Origin of the sequence: Cohnella sp. GbtcB17 (assembly GCF_019091135.1) — a bacterium.
Taxonomy (GTDB): Bacteria; Bacillota; Bacilli; order Paenibacillales; family Paenibacillaceae; genus Cohnella.
Map to the genome: position 1 here is coordinate 68,289 of NZ_JAGXJW010000015.1, position 23,139 is coordinate 91,427.

Annotated in this window: 17 protein-coding genes; 13 read left to right on the plus strand and 4 right to left on the minus strand. The window is 57.7% G+C overall.

Annotation, left to right across the window (positions count from 1 at the left end):
* Positions 1-287: 287 nt before the first annotated feature.
* Together KVT38_RS10385 and KVT38_RS10390 are read left to right on the plus strand one after the other, a co-directional pair.
* On the plus strand, positions 288-2,657 hold the full coding sequence (locus KVT38_RS10385) for a carbohydrate-binding protein (protein WP_217593640.1): 2,370 nt from the start codon (positions 288-290) through the stop codon (positions 2,655-2,657).
* 272 nt (positions 2,658-2,929) lie between these two features.
* Positions 2,930-3,898: a PLP-dependent cysteine synthase family protein gene (locus KVT38_RS10390; RefSeq protein WP_217593641.1), complete on the plus strand. Its 969-nt coding sequence runs from the start codon at positions 2,930-2,932 to the stop codon at positions 3,896-3,898.
* Here KVT38_RS10390 and alr read toward each other — a convergent pair.
* From alr to KVT38_RS10405, 3 genes are all read right to left on the minus strand, one after another.
* Positions 3,843-5,036, minus strand: a complete 1,194-nt coding sequence (alr, locus tag KVT38_RS10395; protein WP_217593642.1) for an alanine racemase — start codon at positions 5,034-5,036, stop codon at positions 3,843-3,845. The two genes, KVT38_RS10390 and alr, sit on opposite strands and share 56 nt — an antisense overlap.
* Entirely contained in the window at positions 5,033-6,163 is a 1,131-nt protein-coding gene (ald, locus tag KVT38_RS10400; RefSeq protein WP_217593643.1) for an alanine dehydrogenase, read from the minus strand. The genes alr and ald overlap by 4 nt, the downstream gene beginning before the upstream one ends.
* Before the next feature lie 102 nt (positions 6,164-6,265).
* Positions 6,266-7,513 (minus strand): PucR family transcriptional regulator, encoded by a 1,248-nt coding sequence (locus KVT38_RS10405; protein ID WP_217593644.1) that lies wholly within the window; start codon positions 7,511-7,513, stop codon positions 6,266-6,268.
* Positions 7,514-7,743: 230 nt separating this feature from the next.
* On the opposite strand from KVT38_RS10405, the gene KVT38_RS10410 reads away from it, so the two are divergent.
* Entirely contained in the window at positions 7,744-8,925 is a 1,182-nt protein-coding gene (locus tag KVT38_RS10410) for an LL-diaminopimelate aminotransferase (RefSeq protein WP_217593645.1), read from the plus strand.
* Positions 8,922-10,403 carry an aldehyde dehydrogenase family protein gene (locus KVT38_RS10415; protein ID WP_217593646.1) on the plus strand — a complete coding sequence of 494 codons (1,482 nt, stop codon included), beginning with the start codon at positions 8,922-8,924 and terminating at the stop codon, positions 10,401-10,403. The genes KVT38_RS10410 and KVT38_RS10415 overlap by 4 nt, the downstream gene beginning before the upstream one ends.
* On the opposite strand, the gene KVT38_RS10420 is transcribed toward KVT38_RS10415, so the two are convergent.
* Complete coding sequence (locus KVT38_RS10420) at positions 10,400-11,587, minus strand: CdaR family transcriptional regulator (protein WP_217593647.1); 1,188 nt, start codon at positions 11,585-11,587, stop codon at positions 10,400-10,402. The two genes, KVT38_RS10415 and KVT38_RS10420, sit on opposite strands and share 4 nt — an antisense overlap.
* Before the next feature lie 85 nt (positions 11,588-11,672).
* Between KVT38_RS10420 and KVT38_RS10425 the strand changes: the two genes are divergently transcribed.
* The 9 genes from KVT38_RS10425 (at position 11,673) to KVT38_RS10465 (ending at position 23,108) form a co-directional block, all read left to right on the plus strand.
* Positions 11,673-12,659 (plus strand): NAD(P)-dependent oxidoreductase, encoded by a 987-nt coding sequence (locus KVT38_RS10425; protein ID WP_217593648.1) that lies wholly within the window; start codon positions 11,673-11,675, stop codon positions 12,657-12,659.
* A gap of 46 nt (positions 12,660-12,705) precedes the next feature.
* Complete coding sequence (locus KVT38_RS10430) at positions 12,706-13,857, plus strand: saccharopine dehydrogenase family protein (RefSeq protein ID WP_217593649.1); 1,152 nt, start codon at positions 12,706-12,708, stop codon at positions 13,855-13,857.
* Positions 13,858-13,876: 19 nt separating this feature from the next.
* Positions 13,877-15,283 (plus strand): hypothetical protein, encoded by a 1,407-nt coding sequence (locus tag KVT38_RS10435; protein WP_217593650.1) that lies wholly within the window; start codon positions 13,877-13,879, stop codon positions 15,281-15,283.
* Between the two features lie 152 nt (positions 15,284-15,435).
* A complete protein-coding gene (locus KVT38_RS10440) occupies positions 15,436-15,858 on the plus strand; it encodes a hypothetical protein (protein WP_217593651.1) in 423 nt (140 codons plus the stop codon).
* Positions 15,859-15,870: 12 nt separating this feature from the next.
* A complete protein-coding gene (locus KVT38_RS10445; protein WP_217593652.1) occupies positions 15,871-18,297 on the plus strand; it encodes a molybdopterin-dependent oxidoreductase in 2,427 nt (808 codons plus the stop codon).
* 101 nt (positions 18,298-18,398) lie between these two features.
* Positions 18,399-19,106, plus strand: coding sequence for a DNA alkylation repair protein (locus tag KVT38_RS10450; RefSeq protein ID WP_217593708.1), 708 nt, complete (start codon positions 18,399-18,401; stop codon positions 19,104-19,106).
* A 236-nt stretch (positions 19,107-19,342) separates the two neighbouring features.
* Positions 19,343-21,598 (plus strand): ATP-binding cassette domain-containing protein, encoded by a 2,256-nt coding sequence (locus tag KVT38_RS10455; RefSeq protein WP_217593653.1) that lies wholly within the window; start codon positions 19,343-19,345, stop codon positions 21,596-21,598.
* A gap of 21 nt (positions 21,599-21,619) precedes the next feature.
* A complete protein-coding gene (locus tag KVT38_RS10460) occupies positions 21,620-22,213 on the plus strand; it encodes a YdeI/OmpD-associated family protein (protein ID WP_217593654.1) in 594 nt (197 codons plus the stop codon).
* 79 nt (positions 22,214-22,292) lie between these two features.
* Entirely contained in the window at positions 22,293-23,108 is an 816-nt protein-coding gene (locus KVT38_RS10465; RefSeq protein ID WP_254639133.1) for a copper amine oxidase N-terminal domain-containing protein, read from the plus strand.
* Positions 23,109-23,139: the final 31 nt, after the last annotated feature.

The following is a 23,139-nucleotide window of genomic DNA, read 5'->3' on the forward strand; positions in this document are numbered from 1 at the left end:
ATCTTAGAGAAAACGGATCTGATACCATCCTGCAAAAGTATATCGTTTGCCAGGTCATCGGACGCATTTTACAAACGAGTGTGTTCACATTATCCATTATGAGGGAATAATATTAATATATATAAATTAATATTATCGATTTGACATCCGATATAAAAGGGTAACAAAGGAGGTTTATGATGAAAAATTCATATAATAGGAAATTAAAGATTATTATTTCAGTTATGTTGGCGTTCATTATTGCAATACCCGCGCTCCCGAACGAAAGCGCCCATGCCGAAGGTACGTTGATCAAATCGGGCAATTATTTGTACAGCCCGCAGCCAGATGCGGGCAGCTCTCCCGATCGCGTGACAAGCGGACTGGTATCGACGGCGAACGGCGTGCTGGTTGACGGTTTGAGCAACTATGCCGGTTGGATGGGCAGCGGGACCGCTTTGACGACCGTAAGAGTCGTTTTCGATCTCTTAAGGGACTATCCGTTGGAGCAGATCAACATCGTCATGAATTCCCAAAACAATTATTGGGGCTTTAAAGATATCACCGTCAAGTATCGGCCTGAAGCGAAGCTCGGCTACTATATCGCCGCCAGGCATGTCAGGTCGGGCACGAATCTGAATTATACCGTCACCGTGCCGATGGCAAACGCAACGGCCAGATATGTCATCCTGGAAATCCGGCGAACGCAGCAGTATCAGCATATCCCGCTCACGGAAGTGGAGGTTTACAAAGGGACCGGCGAAGCGCGCGAGATTTCGACAGATGCGCTTACTGCGACGGATCTCAAGGCCGAGCTGTCCAAGGATGCGCTGATGGTCGACAAGTACGGTCAATGGATAAGCGAGACCTGGCCCGGCAAAGTCGGCTACGACGTGCAGCTTCAGCTCGAGTATGCGAACGAGGCGGCTCAGCTGGCGACGACTGCTTTGAACCTGGCTAAATACGACGCTTACGGCGGAATCAAAAGTATGGGCAAGTACGCAGCGACCGGATTTTTCCGACTGCAAAAAATAAACGGCAAGTGGTGGTTCATCACGCCGGAAGGCTACCCCTTTATTATGAAAGGCGTCGATGCGGCAAGTCTGTGGGAGGCCGGCTACAAGACGCCGGTCAACAAAGCCGACGGGAGCCCGAGGGCCATTTTCGACGAGCTGCCGGACAAGAGCTTGTATTCGCCGGCTTATACCAACGATACCAACGGCCAGTATGTGAGCTTCGTCGTTGCCAACGTTATGAAAAAATACGGCGAAAACTACGAGGCGAAATGGGAAGACATCACTAAGAAGCGGTTGATCGATTGGGGCTTTAACGCGTTCGCGAAATGGACAAAGCCGAAGGGTGTCACTTTCCCTTATGTTCAAGTGCTGCAGGATCCTGCGAACTTGCGAAGAATTTTGTGGACGTACGACGTCTTCGATCCCGAGAGCGAGACGATCATCGACAACGCGCTGAAGACGCAGCTTCAAGCCGCGAGAAGCAGCGCATGGCTCATCGGGTATACGTATGACAACGAAGCGGGCTGGGACAGCGAGATCGTGAAGCAAATTTTGCTATACGACGCGAGCTCCCCCGCCAAAAGCGCGTTCGTCGATTTTATGTCGGCCCGATACAACGGTGATCTGGCAACGGTTAATCGCTTGCTCGGAACGGGTGCCGCGTCGTTCGCCGCGCTGAAGGATACGCGAGTCGATATCGCCAAAGTGCCTGGCGTGGACGTATCCGAATATATCCGGCTGGCGTCCAAAACGTATTATTCCACCATCCGCAACATCATCAAAAAGTACGATGCGAACCATCTGTTCCTCGGCAGCTCCGTCGTTCCGACCTGGCGCACGAGTCTGGATTGGGATCAAGGCGCGATGGCTTACGTCGACGCCTTCTCGGTGGACAGCTACACGCAGAATGCCGATTGGATCGCCAAATATGCGGCATACGACAAGCCGCTCCTGAATCAGGAGTATTCGTTCGGCACCTCGGTCAGAGGGCTGACCTATATAAGCGCACCGACGAAGACGGAGAGTATCGCGGACAGAGGCAGGGCTTTCGAGACATTCATCGAGAGTCAGGCCGCCAATCCGCTGTTCGTCGGATCCGGCTGGTATTCGTACTACGATCAGCCGGTGACGGGCAGGCCGGACGGGGAGAGCTACAATACCGGTCTCGTGAATCAGCAGGATCAGCCCTATACTGAAATGGTCTCCTATATGAAGGAAGCGCATGCCGTATTGGAGAGCCTGCATGCCGGCTCCGCTGCGCCGGTCGCGACCGCACCGGCTCCAATCATGATCGAAGCCGAGAAATACGGCGCGCAGCTGGGAGCCGCGATCGCTTCCGGCTCGACCGGTGCGCAGTATATCGGCGCCTTGAAGCCCGGCGATTGGACGGCTTACGCCAACGTGAACCTGACGGGAATGACCAAAGCGGAGTTTAAATTCGCTTCGGACAAGATGGGAACCTTGCGTCTAAGAACCGGCGGTCCGTCCGGCACCGTCATCGGTACGTTAAATATCGCACCGACGGGCGGGCTGCAGACGTGGAAAACGTCGCAGATCTCCATCACGCCTACAGCCGGCGTTCAAAATCTGTACCTGACGTTTGAAAACGCGGCCGGCGACGAAATCGGCAATATCGATTACTTCAAGCTGCTTGCTTCCTGAACTTGTAGAGGGATCAAGTGACGAGCGGGGCTTCACAGGAAGTCTTCGTCACTATCGACATTAAAAAGAGGGGCGACATCGTCGCCCCTCTATTATTCGTTTTCACGAACGATGAATCAGAAATCGCCTCCTGTTTATTCGTTTTTGTTGCCGAGCGTACGAATTCGGGCATCACCTCCTTTATTTGAATATGCTTGAGTGTTTACGGCGATGCATTATAATAGACAAAAGGATCAATATATTGCACAAAATGAGGAATGGGGTAGGCGTAAATGCGCGGAAAAGTACTGAATCATGTTTATGAAGCGATCGGGCATACGCCCATCGTGCGGTTAAGCCGGCTTACGCAAGCGTTGGAAGGGGAAATCTACGCCAAACTGGAATATCTCAATCCGGGCTTCAGCAAAAAAGACCGGGCGGCGCTCGCGATTGTTGAAGAAGCGGAGGCGGACGGCCAGCTCTCGCCGGGGCAGACCGTCGTCGAATTGACCAGCGGGAACATGGGTACCGGTCTGGCTATCGTATGCACCGCCAAAGGATATCCGTTCGTGGCCGTCATGTCCAGGGGCAACTCGATCGAACGGGCGCGCATGATGAAGGCGCTTGGGGCCGAAGTGGTGCTGGTCGATCAAGCGCCGGGCTCGCAGGAAGGCCAGGTATCGGGCGAAGATCTTCGTTTGGTCGAGCTCGTGACCGAGCGGATTACGCGCGAACGCAAGGCGTTCCGCGCGGATCAGTTCAATCGGCAGGGCAGCGTGCACGCGCATCAATACGGTACGGCGAAGGAAGCCTGGGAACAGACGGATGGGCATATCGACGCGTTCGTCGATTTCGTCGGAAGCGGCGGCACGTTCGGCGGGTGCGCCCGCGCGCTTAAAGCGCTGAAGCCGGACATTCGCTGCTACGTGGTAGAGCCACGGACAGCGCCGTTCCTAGCGGGACTTGAAGTGACGAATCCCAACCATCGCATTCAAGGCGGGGGATACGGCATGGCGCTCTCTTTTGTTGACGATGCCGCGCTTGTAGAGGACTTTATTCAGGTGTCGGACGAGCAAGCTATTGCAGCCGCGCGGGATTTGGCGTCCAAGGAAGGAATATTCGCAGGCTTTTCTTCGGGCGCGAACGTGGCTGCCGCGCTGCGATTGCTCGAGGAGCGGGAGCGGGGCAGCCGCATTCTGCTTACGATCAACGATTCGGGACTGAAGTATTTATCGACGGATCTGTATGAGACGGAGGTGTAGCGAGTTTGTCTTTCAACGTGTATATACGCGGTACTCTTTTTCCGATCAGGCAGACCGCTTCATAGGAAATGGTGCCCATGCGGGAAGCGACTTCATGAATGGAAATCCTATCGCTCCCTGATCGGCCGAACAAGGTGACCTCGTCTCCGGTCTTGACGTCCGGCAGCGAGGTCACGTCGATCATCGTCTGGTCCATGCATACGCGGCCGACGATCGGCACGCGTACGCCCTGAACGAGCGCGAAGCCGTTGTTCGATAGTTGGCGCGACAAACCATCGGCATAACCGACAGGGAGCGTCGCGATCGAGCTCTCTTCTGTAGTGGTATAGGTTAAGCCGTAGCTGACTGGCCGATTTTCTGTCACTTTTTTTATGTATGAGATGCTCGTCTTCAGCTGCATCGCTTCCAGCAAGGGATAGGAAGGGAGCGGCGCCCCCGTCAGCGGAGACAAGCCGTACATCGCGATGCCGATCCTCGCCATGTCCATGTGCATTTCCGGAAAACGCATGGCGGCCGCGCTGTTGCAGCAATGCTTGATCGGAATATGGATGCCGTGATCCGCCAATTGGGCGATCGTGTTGACGAACCGTTCGAACTGGCTCCGGGTAAACGACGGGTCGGGGTTATCGGCATCGGCAAAATGCGTAAAAATGCCCTCGATCGTTACCAATGGATGAGAGCGCTTTAGACAAAACGCCAACACCTTCTCCGGCTGAAAGCCCAAGCGAGCCATGCCGGTATCGACCTTCAGATGAACGATAGCCTGCTTGCCAAGCCTGCCCGCGACCGAGACGACATCGTCCCACATGTCTCGGGACGACACCGCGATCGCGATCCGTTGGCGGACCGCGGCTTCGATCGCCCGCGCCGTCGAATGCCCCAGGATCAGAATCGGCGCCTCGATGCCGGCATCCCTGAGTGCGATGGCTTCATCCGCGAGCGCCACCCCCAAATAATCGGCGCCCGTCTCTATGGCCGTCCTGGCCGTCGCCTCAGCGCCGTGCCCGTACCCGTCCGCTTTGACGACGGCCATGAGCCGAACGCCTATCCCCAGATTCTCCCTGAATAGTCGCACGTTGCGGGCGATGGCATCGAGCGACACCTCCGCCCGCGTATCCCGGCAGCCGGCAGACGTCATACGAGATTCCCGCCGCGCATCGCCAGTTCTACAGGAACGTATTCATAGCTAAGGTCTCGGGCGACGGCTTCATAGGTGACATAGCCGCCAGCGGTATTCACGCCGAGCTTCAGGGCGGGATTGCGCTCGATGGCCTTCACGATGCCTTGATTGGCGATTTGCAGCGCATAAGGGACGGTAACGTTCGTCAGCGCCATCGTCGACGTCCGCGGGACCGCGCCGGGCATATTCGCTACGGCATAATGAACGATGCCGTGCTTTTCGAATGTCGGGCGGTCGTGTGTGGTGACGCGATCGATCGTCGCGAATACGCCGCCCTGGTCGACGGCGACGTCGACGTCGACCGAACCGGCCTGCATCGATCGGATCATATCCTCGCTCACCAGCTTTGGCGCCTTCGACCCCGGAATCAGTACCGCGCCGATGCACAGATCCGCTTCGGCGACCGCCTCCGCAAGATTGGACGGATTGGACATCAGCGTCGTGACGTTCGCGCCGAACAGATCGTCGAGCTGCCGCAGCCGCTCGGCATCCTTGTCCAGCATCGTCACTTGCGCGCCAAGCCCTGCCGCGATCTTGGCGGCGTTCGTCCCGACGACGCCTCCGCCGATGATCGTCACCTTGCCGCGCCGGACGCCGGGCACGCCGCCCAGCAGGATCCCTTTGCCGCCATGCGTCTTCTCCAGGAGATGGGTTCCGATCTGCACGGACATCCGGCCCGCAATCTCGCTCATAGGGGTGAGCAGCGGCAACGTCCGATCATGCGATACCGTTTCGTAAGCGACCGCCGTCACCTCGGCTTGCGCGAGCGCTTGGACTAATTCGGGGTTCGCCGCCAGGTGGAGGTACGTGAACAAAATAAGATCCTTGCGGAAATAGCCGTATTCTTCGCGAATCGGCTCCTTTACCTTCAAGATCATATCCGAGACCTGCCAGACCTCGGCTGCTTGAGCCGCGATGCGCGCGCCGGCAGCCGCAAAATCGTCGTCGCTATAACCGCTGCCTGCGCCGGCGCCCCGCTCGACGACGACCTCATGACCGGCCAGCTTAAAGGAGGAGACGCCCCCGGGTGTTAGCGCAATGCGGTTTTCGTTGTTTTTGATTTCTTTCGGCACGCCGATGATCATGGCGAAGACTCCCTTCTCGTTCGCTTTACGAACAGTATAAGGGAGCGCGTCCCGCGACGGTTTGTCGGAAAAAGAGAATCGGAGAGCGGGGATTTGTGGTTTTTAACGAAGCCGCCTGGACTTGAATTCCAGGTAACAGGTCACCTTTTGATCCATGCGGGAGAGATCGATGCCGCCGATATGCGCGATCCGCTTCAGGCGGTAACTGAGCGTATTCTCGTGCACGTGGAGCGCTTCCGCCGATTCTTTCAAATTGCTGTCATGGTCCAGATAGATCTCCAGCGTACGCAGGAGGTCTCCGTTATGATCGAGATCGTACGCTTCCAGGCGATTCAAGCATTCGTTTTCATAATAATGGTCCTGCCGGTGCCGCTGAACGTCGGGCAGCAGGCGGTAATAGCCAAGCTCGGCGTATCGCTGGACGGCCTTAAGCGCATCGGGAAAGGATCCGCGGAGCCGGATGACGGTCATGGCTTCCTCGCAGCTGGCGGTCACGCGCGCATAATCGTCATAGACGGCGCCGCAGCCGCCCGGCAGCGTGGCGCAGTCGAAGCGCTGCGTCAATTGATCGGCCAACAACGTCAGGGCGGTCGGCGTTTGCACCTGCGGCAACCGGGCAGGGGCGGCTTCGAGCACGAGAAGCCGATCGCGGTCGATCGCATGAAGCGCGATACGCTTTTGAAGCGTCGTCGTGATCAAATATTGAAGCTGCTGCCGCTGTTTGTCGGCGATCTCTTCGGGAAAGGGGAGAATCCCCACGCAGAATAAAGGGGGGAGCGCGATCCCTTGCTCTGCCGCCAGCCGTTTGACCTCCGAATCCGTCTTTAAATCCCCCGACAACAGCTGCCGGAAAAATTCCTGCTGGCCGATCTCCGCTTTCCGGTGCGTCATATGAAGCTGAAGCAGCTTGGTTTTGGCGGCTTTGGCCGCCTTGGCGAGTTCTTCGCAAATATAATCCGGCTGCAGGTCGTTTTCGCCCGCGACCAGCCATATATAGCCCAGCACCTGGCTTTCCTTCCGAATGGCGACAGCGACCCGGTCGCCGAGTCCGATCTCGCCGATCGAGGAGATCAGGAGCGGCGCTTCGCTTTTCATCAATTTCGGAATCGCGCCCTCCCGCCACAGCGCCTGTACGACCTTCTCGGGAACTCTTTTGCCGATGATGGTCGAGATGCGCGCCGGATCCGTCTCTCCGTGATGGGAGCTGTAGGCGATCAATCGATGGCCTGCGTCCTCGATCGTGACCGAGCAATGAAGATGCTCGCTGATCGCGTCCGCCAGCGCTTCCAGGCTGTCGAAGCTTCGGTCGAACGGGTTTTTGCCTTCTTTTTTGTCCATTTCCTTATCCATGTCCGATAACTCCCCGACGATTATGAATCCGATTCCTTTATTTTTATCACATTCGGCGTACCTGTTACATCTTGCCGGACCCATTTGTGCGAATTGCACGGAACTTTTATTCATTCAGTCTATGATTTTCGTGCAAAACGGCCATAGTCGCAAGACTGGAAAAAAAGCTATCGTTAAGGCAGAACGGCGACCGCGAAAGTAGACAGCGCTGAAGAGAGGCGAAGGCAAGCATGCAGTATTCATCCCGGCGGGTCGAACGAATCCCGCCATACGTGTTCGCGGAAATGAACAAGAAAAAAGCCCGGATGATACAGGAAGGGGTCGATGTCATCGATCTTGGCATCGGCGATCCCGACCTTCCGACGCCCCGGCCGATCGTCGACAAATTGATCGAGGAGATGCAGGACCCGGCCAATCTGAAATATCCGAGCTTCATCGGATGCGCGGAGTTTCGCAAGGCGGTGGCGGATTTCTATAACCGCGAGTACGGCGTCGCGCTAGACCCGGACACGGAGGTTCTTGCGCTCATCGGGTCCAAAGAGGGGATCGCCCATCTCATCCCCGCCCTGGTCGATCCCGGAGACGTGGTGCTCGTCCCCGACCCGAGCTATCCGGTGTACCGGATGGCGACGGAGATCGCGGGCGGCGAGCCGTACGGCATGCCTTTAACTGCCGAAAACCGGTACGAGCCGCGGTTCAATACGATTCCGAAGGAGACGGCCGAGCGGGCCAAGCTGATGTTCTTGAACTATCCCGGCAATCCGACTGCCGCGACGGTCGAACTCGATTGCTTCGAACGCGCCGTCTCTTTTGGCCGGGCGCACGGAATCGCGATTGCCCACGATTCCGCCTACGGCATGGTTACCTTCGGCGATTACAAGGCGCCGAGCATCCTGCAGGCGGCAGGAGCGAAGGAGATCGCGATCGAGTTCGGCTCTCTCTCGAAAACCTACAACATGACGGGCTGGCGCATCGGCTACGCGGTCGGCAACGGCCGGCTCATCAAGTCGCTGTCCGTCATGAAGAGCAATATGGATTCCGGCCCGTTCACGCCGATCCAAAAAGCGGCCGCATTCGCTCTGAACGGCGACAAGGAAACGATCGCGGCCCGCAACCGGATTTACAAACAGCGGATGGACGTCGCGATCGAGGGGCTTGCGGCGATCGGCGTCCGGGCGGAGGCGCCGCGCGGCAGTTTTTTCATCTGGGCTAAAGTTCCGCAAGGGTATACATCGGCGACGTTTGCCGCGCATGTCCTCGAAGAAGCCGGCGTAATTGTGACGCCCGGTCCGGCATTCGGTCCGGCAGGAGAGGGCTTTTTCCGAATATCCGTCTCGGTGCCGGGCGACCGGCTGGAAGAGGCAATGAACCGGATTCGGCACCAATTAAAATTTGATGGAGGCCAACCATGAAAAAAGTGTTGAACTATATTAACGGCAAATGGACGGAATCGGCGACGGGCAAATTTCTGCCGGTCCTCAATCCCGCGACAGGGGAAACGCTCGCCGAAGTGACGCAATCCGCGGCGGAGGAAGTCGATCTGGCCGTACAAGCGGCCGTCGCCGCGCAAAAATCCTGGCGGCTCGTACCGGCGCCGGAACGGGCGGAAGTGTTGTACAAGGTCGCGCATTTGCTGAAGGCGCGCAAGGAAGAGCTGGCACAAATATTGACGAGCGAAATGGGCAAGGTCATCGACGAAGGACGAGGCGAGGTTCAGGAAGCGATCGACATGGCCTATTATATGGCCGGCGAAGGCAGACGCCTGTTCGGCGATACGGTGCCGTCCGAGCTTCGCAACAAGTTCGCGATGAGCGTCCGCGTGCCCATAGGGGTCGCGGGGCTGATCACGCCCTGGAACTTCCCGATCGCGATCGCGTCCTGGAAGTCGCTGCCCGCGCTCGTCGCCGGCAATGCCGTCGTCTGGAAGCCGGCCTCCGAGACGCCGATGATCGCCGCCGAATTCGTCAAGGTTTATGAAGAGGCCGGTCTGCCGGCAGGCTTGGTAAATCTCGTCAACGGCTCCGGCAGTGTAGTAGGCCATGCGATGGCCCTGCACCCGGGCATCGATCTGATCTCCTTCACGGGCTCTAACGAAGTTGGCAAGCGGATCAACGCCCAAGCGGGCGCGCTGCTGAAAAGAACGTCGCTGGAAATGGGCGGCAAAAACGCGGTCATCGTCATGGACGACGCGGATCTCGACCTGGCGGTGGACGGCATCTTGTGGAGCGCCTTCGGAACGAGCGGGCAGCGATGCACGGCCTGCAGCCGGGTCATCGCGCACGAATCGGTCAAGGCGGAGCTGGAGGGCAAACTGCTGTCGCGGATGGGGCAACTGAAGCTCGGCAACGGTCTCGACGATGCCGTGCAAGTCGGGCCGGTCATCAATCGCGCTTCGCTGGACCGCATCGATTCGTACGTGCGAATCGGCAAGGAAGAAGGCGCGAGGCTGCTCGGCGGAGGCAAGCCGGCTACGGAGGGCGGCTTGGCGGACGGCAGCTTTTACGAGCCGACGCTGTTCACGGACGTGAGGCTGGACATGCGAATCGCCATGGAGGAAATCTTCGGGCCGGTCGTATCGATCATTCCGGTCGGGAGCCTCGAGGAAGCGATCGAAGTGAATAACCGCGTCGAATTCGGCCTGTCCAGCTCGATTTTCACCCGCGACATTAACCGCGCCTATCAAGCGATGCGCGATCTGGATACGGGGATCGTCTACGTTAACGCAGGCACGTCCGGCGCGGAGATCCATCTGCCCTTCGGCGGCACCAAAGGGACGGGCAACGGGCATCGCGACTCCGGCGTCGCTTCGCTCGACGTGTACACGGAGTGGAAGTCCATCTATGTCGACTACAGCGGCAAGCTTCAGCGCGCGCAGATCGACAACTATTAATCCCGCGCGTTGCGAAGGGCGATATATAGCAGCAGGCTGTGCTCGAACGTGGAGAGATCGAGACCCGTCAGCTCCGACAGCTTGTCCAGGCGATAGTTCAGCGAATTGCGGTGGATGAACAACGTTCGGGCGGTCTCGCTCAGATTCAGGTTGCATTTGCAGTAGGCCAGAAACGTCGAGGACAACGTCTCGTAATTGGCGTGTTCGCGCAGCGCCTGCAGCATGACCCCGAATTGGTCCGTGACGGGCGGCGTCAATTCCTGCGTTAACAGCTCCAAGGTGATTTCCCAATCGTTGTAATGATAGAATGGATTGGAAGTCGGGGTTCGTTTACCGATTTTTAAAGTCCGGACGGCGTTCTCGTAGGACTGCTTGATGCCGGCGACGCCGGACATGACGTTCCCCAACGCGACGGAAGCGCCGGCCTGATGCTTATCCCGAAGAAACTGATTGAGCTTGCGCATTCGCTGTTCGGTCTTCCCGGCGAGCAGCTCCTGCTCGTGGGGCTGGACGGTCTTCAGCACGATCAGCTGTTCGAGATTGAGCAGCGAAAAGATGTCTTGCCGGTGGTCGACGAACAGTTGCTTGACCTGCTCGATCAGATCCTTTTGGAAATAGGGGAAAGCACTTTTATCCAAGCTGCCGTCCTTGTCCGGCAGTTGCAACGAAAGCAAATCCAGCTCAATCACGATACATACGCGATCGAGATCGAAGCGGTAGCCGAGCATCCGCCCGTATTCGATCATCGTGTCGGACTCTTCGTCCGGGCTCGAGAACAGCAAATATTGGACCAACGTATCGAGCGCCTTCGTTTCCAGCGCGGACGTTTCCTTTTTGAACGATTCATGGAACATCAGCTCGACGTGGCTCTTCACCAGCTGGACGTACTTCTTGATCGAATCCGGTTCGCCGGCGATGCCGAGCACGCCGATGACCGCATCGTTCAGCAATATCGGCGTGGCGATGCCCGGCAGCACGTTGTCGAGCGCTTTGACGTCGCCGGGCTCGTACGAGATCGTCCGGTTTTTGCGCAGAACTTCGATCGATGCGATGTGAAGGCTGCCCAAGCGGTCGCGGTCGGTCGAACCGATGATCGTCCCTTTGTCGTCCGTGATGATAATCGGATATTCGATGATCTCGCTCGTATGATCGACGATCGTCTGCGCGATCTGGTCTAGGATCATGCTTGTATCGCTCCTGGCGGAAGTCTTATTTGGAGCCCATTATAGCATGATTAGGGCAGGTGCAGGGCGGGAAAGGAGCCAAGGAATGGCAAAACCGAAAGTATTGCAGATTCTGTCGATGTACCACGAACAGGGGCAAATCGTCCTCCGGGAAGGCGCGGAGGTCGTGCGAACGGACCGATACGACATTCCCCATTTATGCGAGCTGGCCAAAGGCGTGGATGGCATTGTCCTGCGCGCTCCCGCGCGAATCACGCGCGAGGTGATCGACGCGAACCCGAAGCTGCGCGTCATATCCGGCGCCGGCGTCGGCCTCGACAATATCGATGTCGCCTACGCAACGGCGCACGGCATTCCCGTGCTTCACGCGCCGTCCGTCTACCGCGTGTCGACCGCCGAGCATGCCATCGCGCTCATGTTGGCGCTCGGCAAATCCGTCGTTCGGCTGCACGGCGAGATGAGCAGGGGCAACTTCGCTTCGCGGAGCGTTATCCCAACGTTCGAATTGAAGGGGAAAAAGGCCGGCTTGATCGGCTTCGGCCAGATCGCGCGGAAAGCGGCAAAGCGACTGCGGCTCGGCTTCGAGATGGACGTTACCGCATGGGTCAGAGAGAAGGATCAAGAGAAGGTTCGCATCGCGGGGGAGCTTGGCGTCCTGCTGACGACTCGGATCGAGGACATTTTCGAATCGGCCGATTATGTATCCGTGCATGTGCCGCTCACCGATCGGACCAGGCATTTAATCGATTATCGGCTATTGGCCAGCATGAAGCCGACCGCTTATTTCATTAATACGGCCCGCGGGGCGGTCGTAAACCAGACGGATTTATACGCGGTTTTGCATGAAGGGAGAATCGCTGGCGCGGGGCTTGACGTGTTCGATCCGGAGCCCCCCAGCCCGGAGCTGCCGCTGCTCTCGCTGCCGAACGTCATCGTCACGCCGCACGTCGGAGGGACAACGGTCGAATGCAACTTGATCACGTCGACGACCGTCGCCGCCAACGTCATTCGCGTGCTTCGCGGCGAGACGCCCGAATATATCGGAAATCCGGAAGTGCTTGGAGAACGATAGGCTTGGCAGACGTTAGAAGGCGCTAGCGCTAGAAGGAGGAAATGCGATGCGAGTCGTCGTATTGGGAACGGGAATGATCGGCAGCGTCATCGTGCAAGAACTCGGCGGCGTCGTTTCGATCGACGAGGTCGTCGCCGTGGATGCCGTATCCGCGAGCGTGGAGCGATGCGTAGCTGGAGCGAATTCGTCCAAGGTGACCGGGAGGACGGCCGCTTTGGACGATTACGATCGCGTAGTTGAGCTCCTGGCCGGTGCGGATATCGCGGTCTCTTGTTTGCCGCACGGCCTCAGCATGCTGGCGATCAAGGCGGCGATCGCAGCGCGGTGTCACTTGATCGATCTCGTAGGTTCGAAGTATGAAGAGAAAGCCCAATTAAACGAGCAGGCGCTCGAAGCCGGTGTACTGATCGTGCCGGGCGCCGGCGTAGCGCCGGGCATCGCGAACTTCCTGGCGGCGCGCGGCATCGAGCTGCTCGACGAGGCGGACGAGGCGGTCATGCTGTGCGGAGGTCTGCCGCGGCATCCGCTGCCGCCGCTCTGGTACCAGGTCGTCTTCCGACTCGAAAGCCTGCTGGGACTCTGCACGAAGCCCGCGTTGGCCGTTGAAGACGGAGAGCTCGTCAAGCTGCCGCCGCTGACGCGTTTGGAGTCGCTTTCGTTCCCCGAGCCCGTAGGCGAATGCGAAGCGGTCGTCACGGACGCTCACAGCACAGCGTATACGCTGCGCTCGAAGGTGAAGCGGCTGTACGAAAAAACCGTGCGCTACAAAGGCCATTGGGAAAAAATGAGCGTGCTCGCCGAGCTCGGCTTTCTGGACGAGACGCCGATCGACGTGGACGGAACGCTCGTCTCTCCGCAGCGCGTGGCGATTCCATTGTTGGAGCGGAAGATGAAAGGCGGCTCAAACGAGGACATGACCGTGCTGCGCGTCACGGTGACGGGGACCCGCGGCGGAAAACGAACGAAGCTCGAATGGGAAATGGTCGACGCGTACGACAGCGATCGGCGAATCACTTCGATGGCGAAAACGACCGGCTTCCCGGCCGTTTTACTCACGGAATGGATGTCCGAAGGAAAATTGAACATGCGCGGCGTTAAGGCGATCGAGGACGTTATCATCGGCCGCCACTTCGATCCATTCGTCAAGGAGCTGGGGGACCGAGGAATCGCGATCTCTTTTAGGGAAGAGATTGAGTGAAGAAAGCGAGCGGACAACGATGATATCCGCCATCCGGACGGCAATGGAGAGGGCGATTCTTTTCTCCATTGCCGTCATTTTTATCGTAGCGCAACTAACGAACATCGGGTCGCTGACTTTTATGCTCGGCGGGCTTGTTTTTGTTGCGATCTTTTTACGGCTGCCCGGCCTGAAAGGGATGACGTTCTGGCTTACCGCCGTCTTTTCGATTGCCGGCATCGTCCTTTTGTCGATGCGGGCTGCGGAAGCAAAGGTATGGTTCGAGGCTGCCGGCGTGAACGTGACGATCGTGACGCTATTCCTGTTCGCGCCGTTATTCGGCATACCCGTTCGGCTTCCGGCGTACGTCGAGTCGCTGAAGCGGTTCTATGAAGCCAATCTTCGCAGCTCGACCGCGCTGTTTGCCGGAACGCAGCTATTGACGCAAATGTTGTGCGTATTCATTAATGTCGGTTCGATCCCCGTCGTCTATCAAATGGTCTTCGTCAGACCGCGCCCCGGCATGAGCTTGCTGCTGGCAAATGCGATGAACCGCGGCTTCGCCGGAGCCATTCTTTGGTCGCCGTATTTTGCCGCCATGACGCTTGTGACGACGGCCTTGCAGGTGTCCTGGTCGTCGGTTCTGCCGCATATGCTCGTGCTGGCTATTATGAGCTTGATCATCAGTGTGGCGATGGATTTTCGGCAGTTGCAACGCACGGAAGCAGGGATTCCCGAGCCTCCCGTACAGCTCCCCCCTAGGGATGAGGAGGCGTTCGCCCTCAAGGCGGCAAAGAAGGGGCAAAACGCAGCTTTTCCTTACGGACTCGGGTTATACTTAATCGCTTCGATGGCTGTCGTATTTCTATTAGAACGGCTGCTCGACCTGCCGATGGTACTCGTCATCTGCCTATCGGCACTTCTTTTTCCGCTGCTCTGGTGTCTGGCGTTAGGGAAGGCTTCGTGCTTCAGGCACGGCGTCCATCATCACGTGACGGCCACGCTGCCCGCGCTACAAAAGGAAATCGCGCTGTTTTTATCCGCAGGCTTTTTCAGCGGCGCCCTCGGCGTCTGGCAGATCGGAACCGCCGTGCCGGCGATTCTCGGCAAGATCCCGTTGCTGCCCGTGCCTGTTCTATTTTCCGTTCTGACCATCGTGCTGATCGTAGGCACCTCTGCGCTTGGCATTCATCCCATCGTCCTTGTGACGATCCTCGCCGGCGGCATCGACCCGCTCGCCATGCAGATGAGCCCGGATCTATTCGCGGCGCTGCTGCTGGGCAGTTGGGCCATGTCCAACCCTATATCGCCGGCTTCGGCCGTAAACAACCTGCTGGCGGGTCTGCTTAAGCGTTCGGTGCTCGAGCTCGCGTCGCCGAATTACAAGTTTGCCGTCTGCATGGGCGGGGTATTGATCTTCTATCTCTCGATCGCCTCTTTCCTGTAAATCGCAGACGGCACCGCAACGCCAGGGCCTCGACAAGTTACTGACAAACGTCAGAACTTTGTCGAGGCCTGGTTTGGATAATCGGGAAAAGCGTTAAATAGTACGAAAGCACACGCATTCAAGGTCAATCCGACACGAGAAGGAGACTTATTATGGCCGAGCTGACGATCATTTTCGAAGCCTTGTGGGCAAACGCGATCAAGATCGAGCGCACGATAGGCGAAGCCGACAATCCGCTGGCCAAGCTCTGTTTAACCGTCCTGCGCGAGCAGAAGCAGCAGCTCGAACGGCTGCTGCCGAAGCTGGCTGACGAAGGGAGCATCCTGACCTCAGGCAAGCAAGCGCTTTCGATCGTGTATCACGACGACGAGCTGATCGACAGCTATTTCCGCTCTTGGCTGCGTCATTTGAAGTGGTCGGAGGACCCGTTCTTGCCTGAAGCGGAACGGCTGCTGACCGTACTCGAGGAGACGAAGTCCAGGCTGACGGAAGCTGCGAGCCTGCTCGAGGACCGCTACGGATACGATGCGGTCAAATACGTGATACCGGCCTTTTATATGCCTATCCATCATTAAGGAGGGGTCGACTTGTCCTGGATCGACGAGAGAGTGGACATGAATGTGTATACCCAAGGGGATATCGACCGCTGGGTATACAGCACCTGCAACATTTGCTCCGTCGGCTGCGGCTGTCATATCGCGGTGAAGGATAACAAGATCGTGGGCATCCGCGGAAATGCGGCGCATCCCATCAATCGCGGCAGGCTCGGGCCGAAGGGCGAAAACCAGTGGTATGCGAACAACAGCACCGACCGGCTGCTGACGCCGCTCGTCCGCAACGCGTCGGGCGAGCTCGAGCCGGCCACCTGGGACGAAGCCATGTCGCTGATCGTGCGGAAAACGAAGGAGACGCTGGCGCAGAAGGGCGCGAACAGCGTCGCCATCTATTCGACGGGCCAGGGCCATCTCGAGGACTACTATACGATCGGCAAGATCGGAAGGGCGGGCTTGCACACGCATCTGCTCGACGCGAACACGCGGCTGTGCACGGCCACGACGGAGTTCTGCCTGCTGCAATCGTTCGGGGCCGACGGTACACCGGCTTCCTACGACGACGTGGACGAGACGGACGTGCTGATGCTGTTCGGCCACAATCTGGCGGAGACCGGCACAGTGTTGTTCGAACGTGTCCTTCAGCGCAAAAAACGGACAGGCAAGCCTTATCTGATCGTGGTCGATCCGCGGCTCACGCCGACCGCGAAGGAAGCCGATCTCCATCTGCAGCTGTATCCGGGCACGAACGTGCCTCTGTTGAACGGACTCATTCGCATGATCGTTAAGGCGGGACGGATCGACGAAGCTTTTATTCGAAACTATACGATCGGTTACGACGCCATGCTGGCCTCGGTGGAGGAGTGGACGCCGGAGAAAAGCGCAGAGGCAACCGGCATTCCGCTCGCGCAGCTCGAAGCGGCGGCCGAAGCGCTGGGGCAGACCTCCCGGCTGGTAACGACGACGCTGCAAGGAACGTTCCAGAGCGCGGATGCGACGACGGCCTGCGTGGACATCAACAATTTGCATCTGATCCGGGGGCTCATCGGCAAGCCCGGCTGCGGACCGCTTCATATGGCCGGGCAACCGAGCTCCTCGGCGAATCGGACCGTCGGCGGCGTCGGCACCTATCCCGCGCACAGGAATCCGCAAAATCCGAAACATCTTCAGGAAATGGCGCGGCTGTGGAACGTGGAGGAGCGCGTGCTGCCCGCCGGCCCCGAGAAGGGGATCGAGGACCAGCTCTCGTTGATCGAGCAGGGGAAGGTCGGCCTGTTCTGGAATATCGGTACGAACCCGCTCGTGTCGCTGCCGAACCGTACCAGGGTCAAAAAAGCGCTCGAAAGCGTGTTCGTCGTCGTTCAGGACCCTTTCCTGACGGAGACGGCTGCGGTCGCGGACGTCATTCTGCCTGCTGCGCTCTGGGGCGAGAAGGAAGGGACGATGGAAAATGCCGACCGGACGATCAACCTGCTGCGGAAGGCGGTCGATCCGCCCGAAGGCGTAAGGTCGGACTTCGACATATTGCTGGACTTCGCGCGCCGAATGGACTTCCGGGATAAAGACGGCCGGCCGTTGATCGGCTACGATTCACCCGAGGCATGCTTTGAGGAGTGGAAGGCGGTGTCGCGGGGCAGGCCTTGCGATATGAGCGGCATCACCTACGACAAACTGGAGCGGCACAACGGTCTGCGCTGGCCCGTGACGGAGGAGGCGCCGCTCGGTACGCCGAGGCTGTATGCCGATCTAAGGTTCCGCACCGAAGCGGACGACGCGCAGAGCTATACGAAGGACCAGTTCACCGGCCGGCCGCTGACGGCGTCGGAATATGCGGAGCTGAAGCCGGACGGACGGGCCATCCTGCACCCGACCCGCTATTCGCCGCCGCCCGAGCAGCCGACGGCATCGTATCCGTTCTGGCTGACGACCGGCCGTCTCGTATGGCATTGGCACACCCGAACCAAGACGGCCAGATCGCCTTATTTGCAGGCGATCGCCCCGAACGCTTACGCGGAGATCAACGAAGAGGATGCCGAGGCGCTGTCCTTGCTGCCCGGCGAGCTGGTGCGCATCTCTTCGCCCCGCGGCTGGATCGAGGTGCCGGCGAATATCGGCAATGCCGTGCAGAAGGGACTGATTTTCGTGCCGTTCCATTACGGCAGCTGGGACGGTCATCAAGCGGCGAACGAGCTCACGGCGGACTTCGTCGATCCATTGTCCAAGCAGCCGACATTCAAGCAGTCCGCCTGCAAAATCGAGAAGATCAGGCATTCTCATGCGCTGACGAGAGAGGATACGCTGCAGACGGTCGCCGATCATTACCGCATCCGCCTGGACGATCTGTTAAAGGCCAATCGACTGAAGGCGGATCATGCCGTGCAAGCCGGCCAAACGCTGGAAATTCCGATATCCGCCGCCAATGTGACGCTGCCTGCGTATCGACCGTATCTCAAGCAAGTGTAAATGGACGACGAGCCGCCCGGGCCGCTCTATCGTTTTGCGATTCGCGAGAAGCTTGTATAATGAGCGATAGGATGCATTTCGCGATGGAGAGGAGCCGGCGGATGGAGCTGGATACGGTCATGCAGGAGCTGGAGGCGCTGGGCAAGGAACGTCTGAAAAAAATGTATATGTCGAACGGGGCGCGCGAGCCGGTATTCGGTGTCGCTACGGGCGAGATGAAGCCCCTTTTCAGGAAAATTAAAATGAATCAGCCGCTCGCCGAACAGCTGTATGCGACGGGCAACTACGACGCCATGTACTTCGCCGGCATCATTGCGGACCCGAAGGCCATGACGGCGGCGGACTTCGACCGGTGGATCGATTCGGCCTATTTTTATATGCTCTCCGACTTCGTCGTCGCCGTCACTTTGGCCGAAGCGCCGATCGCGCAGGACGTCGCCGACGCCTGGATCGCCAGCGGCGACGAGCTGAAGCGGTCGGCAGGCTGGAACTGCTATTGCTGGATGATCGGCAATCGGCCGGACAGCGATTTTTCGGAGCAAAAGCTCGAGGGACTGCTGAAGTTGGCGGCTGAAACGATTCGCGAAGCGCCGGAACGTGCAAAATACGCGATGAATCAATTCATATACACGGTAGGCATATCTTATGTGCCGCTGCACGACAAAGCGATGGATACAGCATTAGCTTTAGGCCCGGTCGAGGTGGTCGCGCCTAAAGGCAAGAGCAAATATTTGAATGCAGCGGATACGATCCGCAAGGCGGTCGACAAAAATCAGCTTGGATTCAAGCGCAAGCATGTCAGGTGTTAAGTGTCGATCTGCGGCTGAGATCCACGACTGACATCCGGGATTGACACGACACCTGACAGTATCATACAATCACACCTACAACATTGGTTCCCGACATAGAAGGCTCTAAGCGAGCGCGGCTCCGCTCCGATCCGGATTCTCGTATGCCGGCTGCATCTCCTGCAGCCGGTTTAAGTATGTCGAGGATACGGCAGCCGGACCTACTTCGTTACGATTACATAAGGAAGGATGAGTTCATGAACGCACCTGACCAGTCGTACATCGTCATCTCCGGCGCGAGGGAAAACAATCTGAACAACGTCTCGCTGCGCATCCCCAAACGCAAAATCACGATTTTTACCGGTGTATCCGGCTCGGGCAAGTCCTCGATCGTGTTCGATACGATCGCCGCGGAATCCACGAGGCTGCTGAACGAGAACTTCAGCATGTTCGTGCGGACGTTCCTGCCCAAATATCCGCAGCCGGAAGCGGATTCAATCGAAAACCTGAGCATGGCCGTCATCGTGGACCAGAAGCGGCTCGGCGGCGGCTCGCATTCCACGATGGGGACGATCACCGACATTTCTCCGATCGTTCGCCTTCTATTTTCCCGCATCGGCAAGCCTCACGTCGGTTCCGTCAACTTGTTTTCCTTCAACGACCCACAAGGCATGTGTCCCGCATGCAACGGCATCGGACGCAGTCTGGGCGTCAACATGAGCAAGGCTGTGGACATGTCCAAGTCGCTGAACGAAGGGGCGATCATGCTGCCGGACTACGGCCCGGGCGGCTGGGAGCTGAACATGATCCTGCAATCGGGCGACTTCGATCCCGACAAGAAGCTGAGCGACTACACGGCGGACGAGCTGGACCAGCTGTTGTACGGCAAGGCGAGAAAAGTGAAAATGGACTTCGCCGGCAAAGCGATGAATATTACGGTCGAAGGCGCCCTTGAGAAATTTACGAACAAATATATTAAACAGGATCTCAAAGCGAAGTCCGAGCGAACGCAGAAGACGGTCGCGCCGTTCATCACCGAAGGAACGTGCCCGAGCTGCCGCGGTGCGAGACTCAGCGAAGCCGCGCTGAGCTGCAAGGTCCAGGGCTACAACATCGCGGAGCTGTCCGCGATGGAGGTCGGGCAGCTCATCCGCGTCATCCGGGAGATCGAAGATCCGGCCGCTGCGCCGATCGTTCAATCGTTGACGGAGCGGCTGCAGCATTTGGTGGATATCGGTCTCGACTACTTGACGCTCGACCGGGAGACGGACACGCTGTCCGGCGGCGAGTCGCAGCGCGTCAAGATGGTGAAGCATCTGAGCGGCAGTCTCGTGGACGTCACCTATATCTTCGACGAGCCGAGCGTCGGCTTGCATCCGCGCGACGTCCACCGGTTAAACGAGCTGCTGCAGAAGCTGCGGGACAAAGGCAACACGGTCATCGTCGTCGAGCACGATCCCGACGTGATCAAGGTGGCGGATCATATCGTCGACGTCGGTCCGCATGCGGGAAGCCGGGGCGGGAATATCGTGTTCGAAGGAAGCTTCGACGGCCTCCTGGAAGCCGGCACGCTGACGGGAAACTATATGAAGCGGCCGCTGCAGCTCAAGCGGGATTGCAGACAGGCGACAGGCAAGCTGTTCGTAAAAAACGCCTCGCTGCACAATTTGAGGGACGTAAGCGTCGACATTCCGACCGGCGTGCTGACCGTCGTGACGGGTGTCGCCGGCTCGGGCAAAAGCACGCTTATCAACGAAGTGTTCCTGGGCCAGCATCCGGATGCGATCGTCATCGACCAGTCGGCGATCGGCGTCTCTACCCGTTCGAATCCCGCGACCTACACGGGCATCATGGACGACGTGCGCAAGGCGTTCGCCTCGGCGAACAAGGTCAACCAGGGCTTGTTCAGCTTCAACTCCAAAGGCGCCTGCGAAAATTGCCAGGGGCTCGGCGTCGTGTACACGGACCTGGCATTCCTCGACAGCGTGAAGCTGCCGTGCGACGTTTGCGGCGGCAAACGGTTCAAGGAGGAAGTGCTCGAATACAAGCTGGACGGCAAGTCGATCGCCGAAGTGCTCGATATGACGGTGGAGCAGGCGCTCGCCTTTTTCAACCTCAAAGAGGTCGTGCGCAAGCTCCAGGCGATGAGCGACGTAGGTCTGAACTACATTACGCTCGGCCAGCCGCTCAGCACGCTCTCGGGCGGAGAGTGCCAACGCATCAAGCTGGCGAGCGAGCTGCACAAGAAGGGCAGCATTTACGTGATGGACGAGCCGACGACGGGGCTGCATATGTCGGACATCGGCCATCTGCTCGACATCATGAACCGGCTCGTCGACGCCGGCAACACGGTCATCGTCATCGAGCATAACCTCGATGTTATAAGCCAGGCCGATTGGATCATCGACATGGGGCCGGACGGCGGCAGCCGGGGCGGACAGGTCGTGTTCGAAGGAACGCCGGAGCAGATCGTCCGTGAGGAACGGTCGATTACGGGGAAATATTTGGCTTAGCGCAGAAAAGAGGGCCGCTGCATGATCAACCGCCAAACGCATCCGAAAGCCGACGCTTTTTTCGCAAAATCGAGTCGCTGGAAGGCCGAATACGCGCATTTGAGAGAAATCGTCATGGACTGCGGGCTGACCGAGGACTTTAAATGGATGCATCCGTGCTATACGTATCAAGGCAAAAACGTCGTGCTCATCCATGGGTTTAAGGAATACTGCGCGCTGCTGTTCCATAAAGGCGCTCTTCTTAAAGATCCGAACGGGATCCTCGTCCAGCAGACCGAAAACGTACAGGCCGGGCGCCAGATCCGGTTCGCAAGCGTCGAGGAAATCGCGGAGCAGGAAGCGATCTTAAAAGCTTATATTCACGACGCGATCAATGTGGAGAAGTCGGGGCAGGAAGTGACGTTTAAAAAGAACACGGATTTCGCCGTGGCCGAGGAGCTTCAGCGCGCCTTCGAAGAGACGCCTGCCTTAAAGACGGCGTTCGAAGCTTTGACGCCGGGACGGCAGCGCGGGTACTTGCTTCATTTTTCGCAGCCCAAGCAGTCGAAAACGAGAGAGGCCAGAGTCGAAAAGTACAAGCAGAAAATTCTCGAAGGCAAAGGCTTGGACGATTAGGGCGAGGCGCGAATAGCAAGCTCATTTTGAAAAGCATCGGTGGAAGCCGGTGCTTTTTATCTGTACAACGCCTCTTGACTTGGAACACGCCGAGCCTCCGACAGTTAACTACGCTTCGAAGCGTCCGATTATCATTGACGGCGTTGCCCTCGCTTCGGAAGTCAATCCCGAAGTGAAAAACAATCGGACGATGGTTCCATTGCGGTTAATCGGCGAGAATTTGGGAGCTCAGGTGGAATGGAATAAGACGGAAGTGACGCTAGTCAAAAACAAGATGACGGTTCGTTTAAACACAATCAGCAGCATTGCGCTGAAAAATGGCGAAAAGGTACAGCTCGACGCGATGCCTTATTTGAAAAACAATCGTATTTACGTCCCGCTTCGCTTTATCGCGGAAACTTTTCAGGCCAAAGTCAGCTATAACAATGCCACTGTTCAGATCGATACCGCTCCGCTCAAGATCGGCGGCGTAGCCGTGAAGGCCTTTCAGCAGGAATACCATATGTTCATGGGCGGGGTCGTCCAGCAAATCAGGGGGAATGCCTATAACGAAGCCCTCTACCGATTAATCGAAGAAAACAAAGGAAAAGCCATTCAGGAGCCTGCCAATTATTCGTGGAACTTGAATCTCGATGATCCAGACGCCTATTACAAAAATGGCCAATTCGAATTTTTGGACGCAAAAGGAGCGAGTATCAAGCGTTTTGATATATATTCCTTACAAAACGTCTCTCCAGAAGGAACGACGCCCGCATATCCGCAGATCATAGTTCATGATTATTTAGCCAATCAATGGTTCGAATTTAGTCGTTCTGCGCAACAATCCATGGAACAGCTTATTTACACGGCATCGACAAGTGGGTTTCTGACCATCATTAGTAATACGGTTGCATAAAATCGATCGAGATTGGCATGCGTGACCATTT

What these genes read in the sequence shown, in the direction of transcription:
- KVT38_RS10440 (WP_217593651.1), top strand. Translation starts at nt 15,436, where the DNA reads ATGGCCGAGCTGACGATCATTTTCGAAGCCTTGTGGGCAAACGCGATC.
- alr (WP_217593642.1), bottom strand. Translation starts at nt 5,036, where the DNA reads ATGACGTCTGCCGGCTGCCGGGATACGCGGGCGGAGGTGTCGCTCGAT.
- KVT38_RS10430 (WP_217593649.1), top strand. Translation starts at nt 12,706, where the DNA reads ATGCGAGTCGTCGTATTGGGAACGGGAATGATCGGCAGCGTCATCGTG.
- KVT38_RS10435 (WP_217593650.1), top strand. Translation starts at nt 13,877, where the DNA reads ATGATATCCGCCATCCGGACGGCAATGGAGAGGGCGATTCTTTTCTCC.
- KVT38_RS10455 (WP_217593653.1), top strand. Translation starts at nt 19,343, where the DNA reads ATGAACGCACCTGACCAGTCGTACATCGTCATCTCCGGCGCGAGGGAA.
- KVT38_RS10390 (WP_217593641.1), top strand. Translation starts at nt 2,930, where the DNA reads ATGCGCGGAAAAGTACTGAATCATGTTTATGAAGCGATCGGGCATACG.
- KVT38_RS10415 (WP_217593646.1), top strand. Translation starts at nt 8,922, where the DNA reads ATGAAAAAAGTGTTGAACTATATTAACGGCAAATGGACGGAATCGGCG.
- KVT38_RS10460 (WP_217593654.1), top strand. Translation starts at nt 21,620, where the DNA reads ATGATCAACCGCCAAACGCATCCGAAAGCCGACGCTTTTTTCGCAAAA.
- KVT38_RS10420 (WP_217593647.1), bottom strand. Translation starts at nt 11,587, where the DNA reads ATGATCCTAGACCAGATCGCGCAGACGATCGTCGATCATACGAGCGAG.
- KVT38_RS10450 (WP_217593708.1), top strand. Translation starts at nt 18,399, where the DNA reads ATGGAGCTGGATACGGTCATGCAGGAGCTGGAGGCGCTGGGCAAGGAA.
- KVT38_RS10425 (WP_217593648.1), top strand. Translation starts at nt 11,673, where the DNA reads ATGGCAAAACCGAAAGTATTGCAGATTCTGTCGATGTACCACGAACAG.
- KVT38_RS10405 (WP_217593644.1), bottom strand. Translation starts at nt 7,513, where the DNA reads ATGGATAAGGAAATGGACAAAAAAGAAGGCAAAAACCCGTTCGACCGA.
- ald (WP_217593643.1), bottom strand. Translation starts at nt 6,163, where the DNA reads ATGATCATCGGCGTGCCGAAAGAAATCAAAAACAACGAAAACCGCATT.
- KVT38_RS10410 (WP_217593645.1), top strand. Translation starts at nt 7,744, where the DNA reads ATGCAGTATTCATCCCGGCGGGTCGAACGAATCCCGCCATACGTGTTC.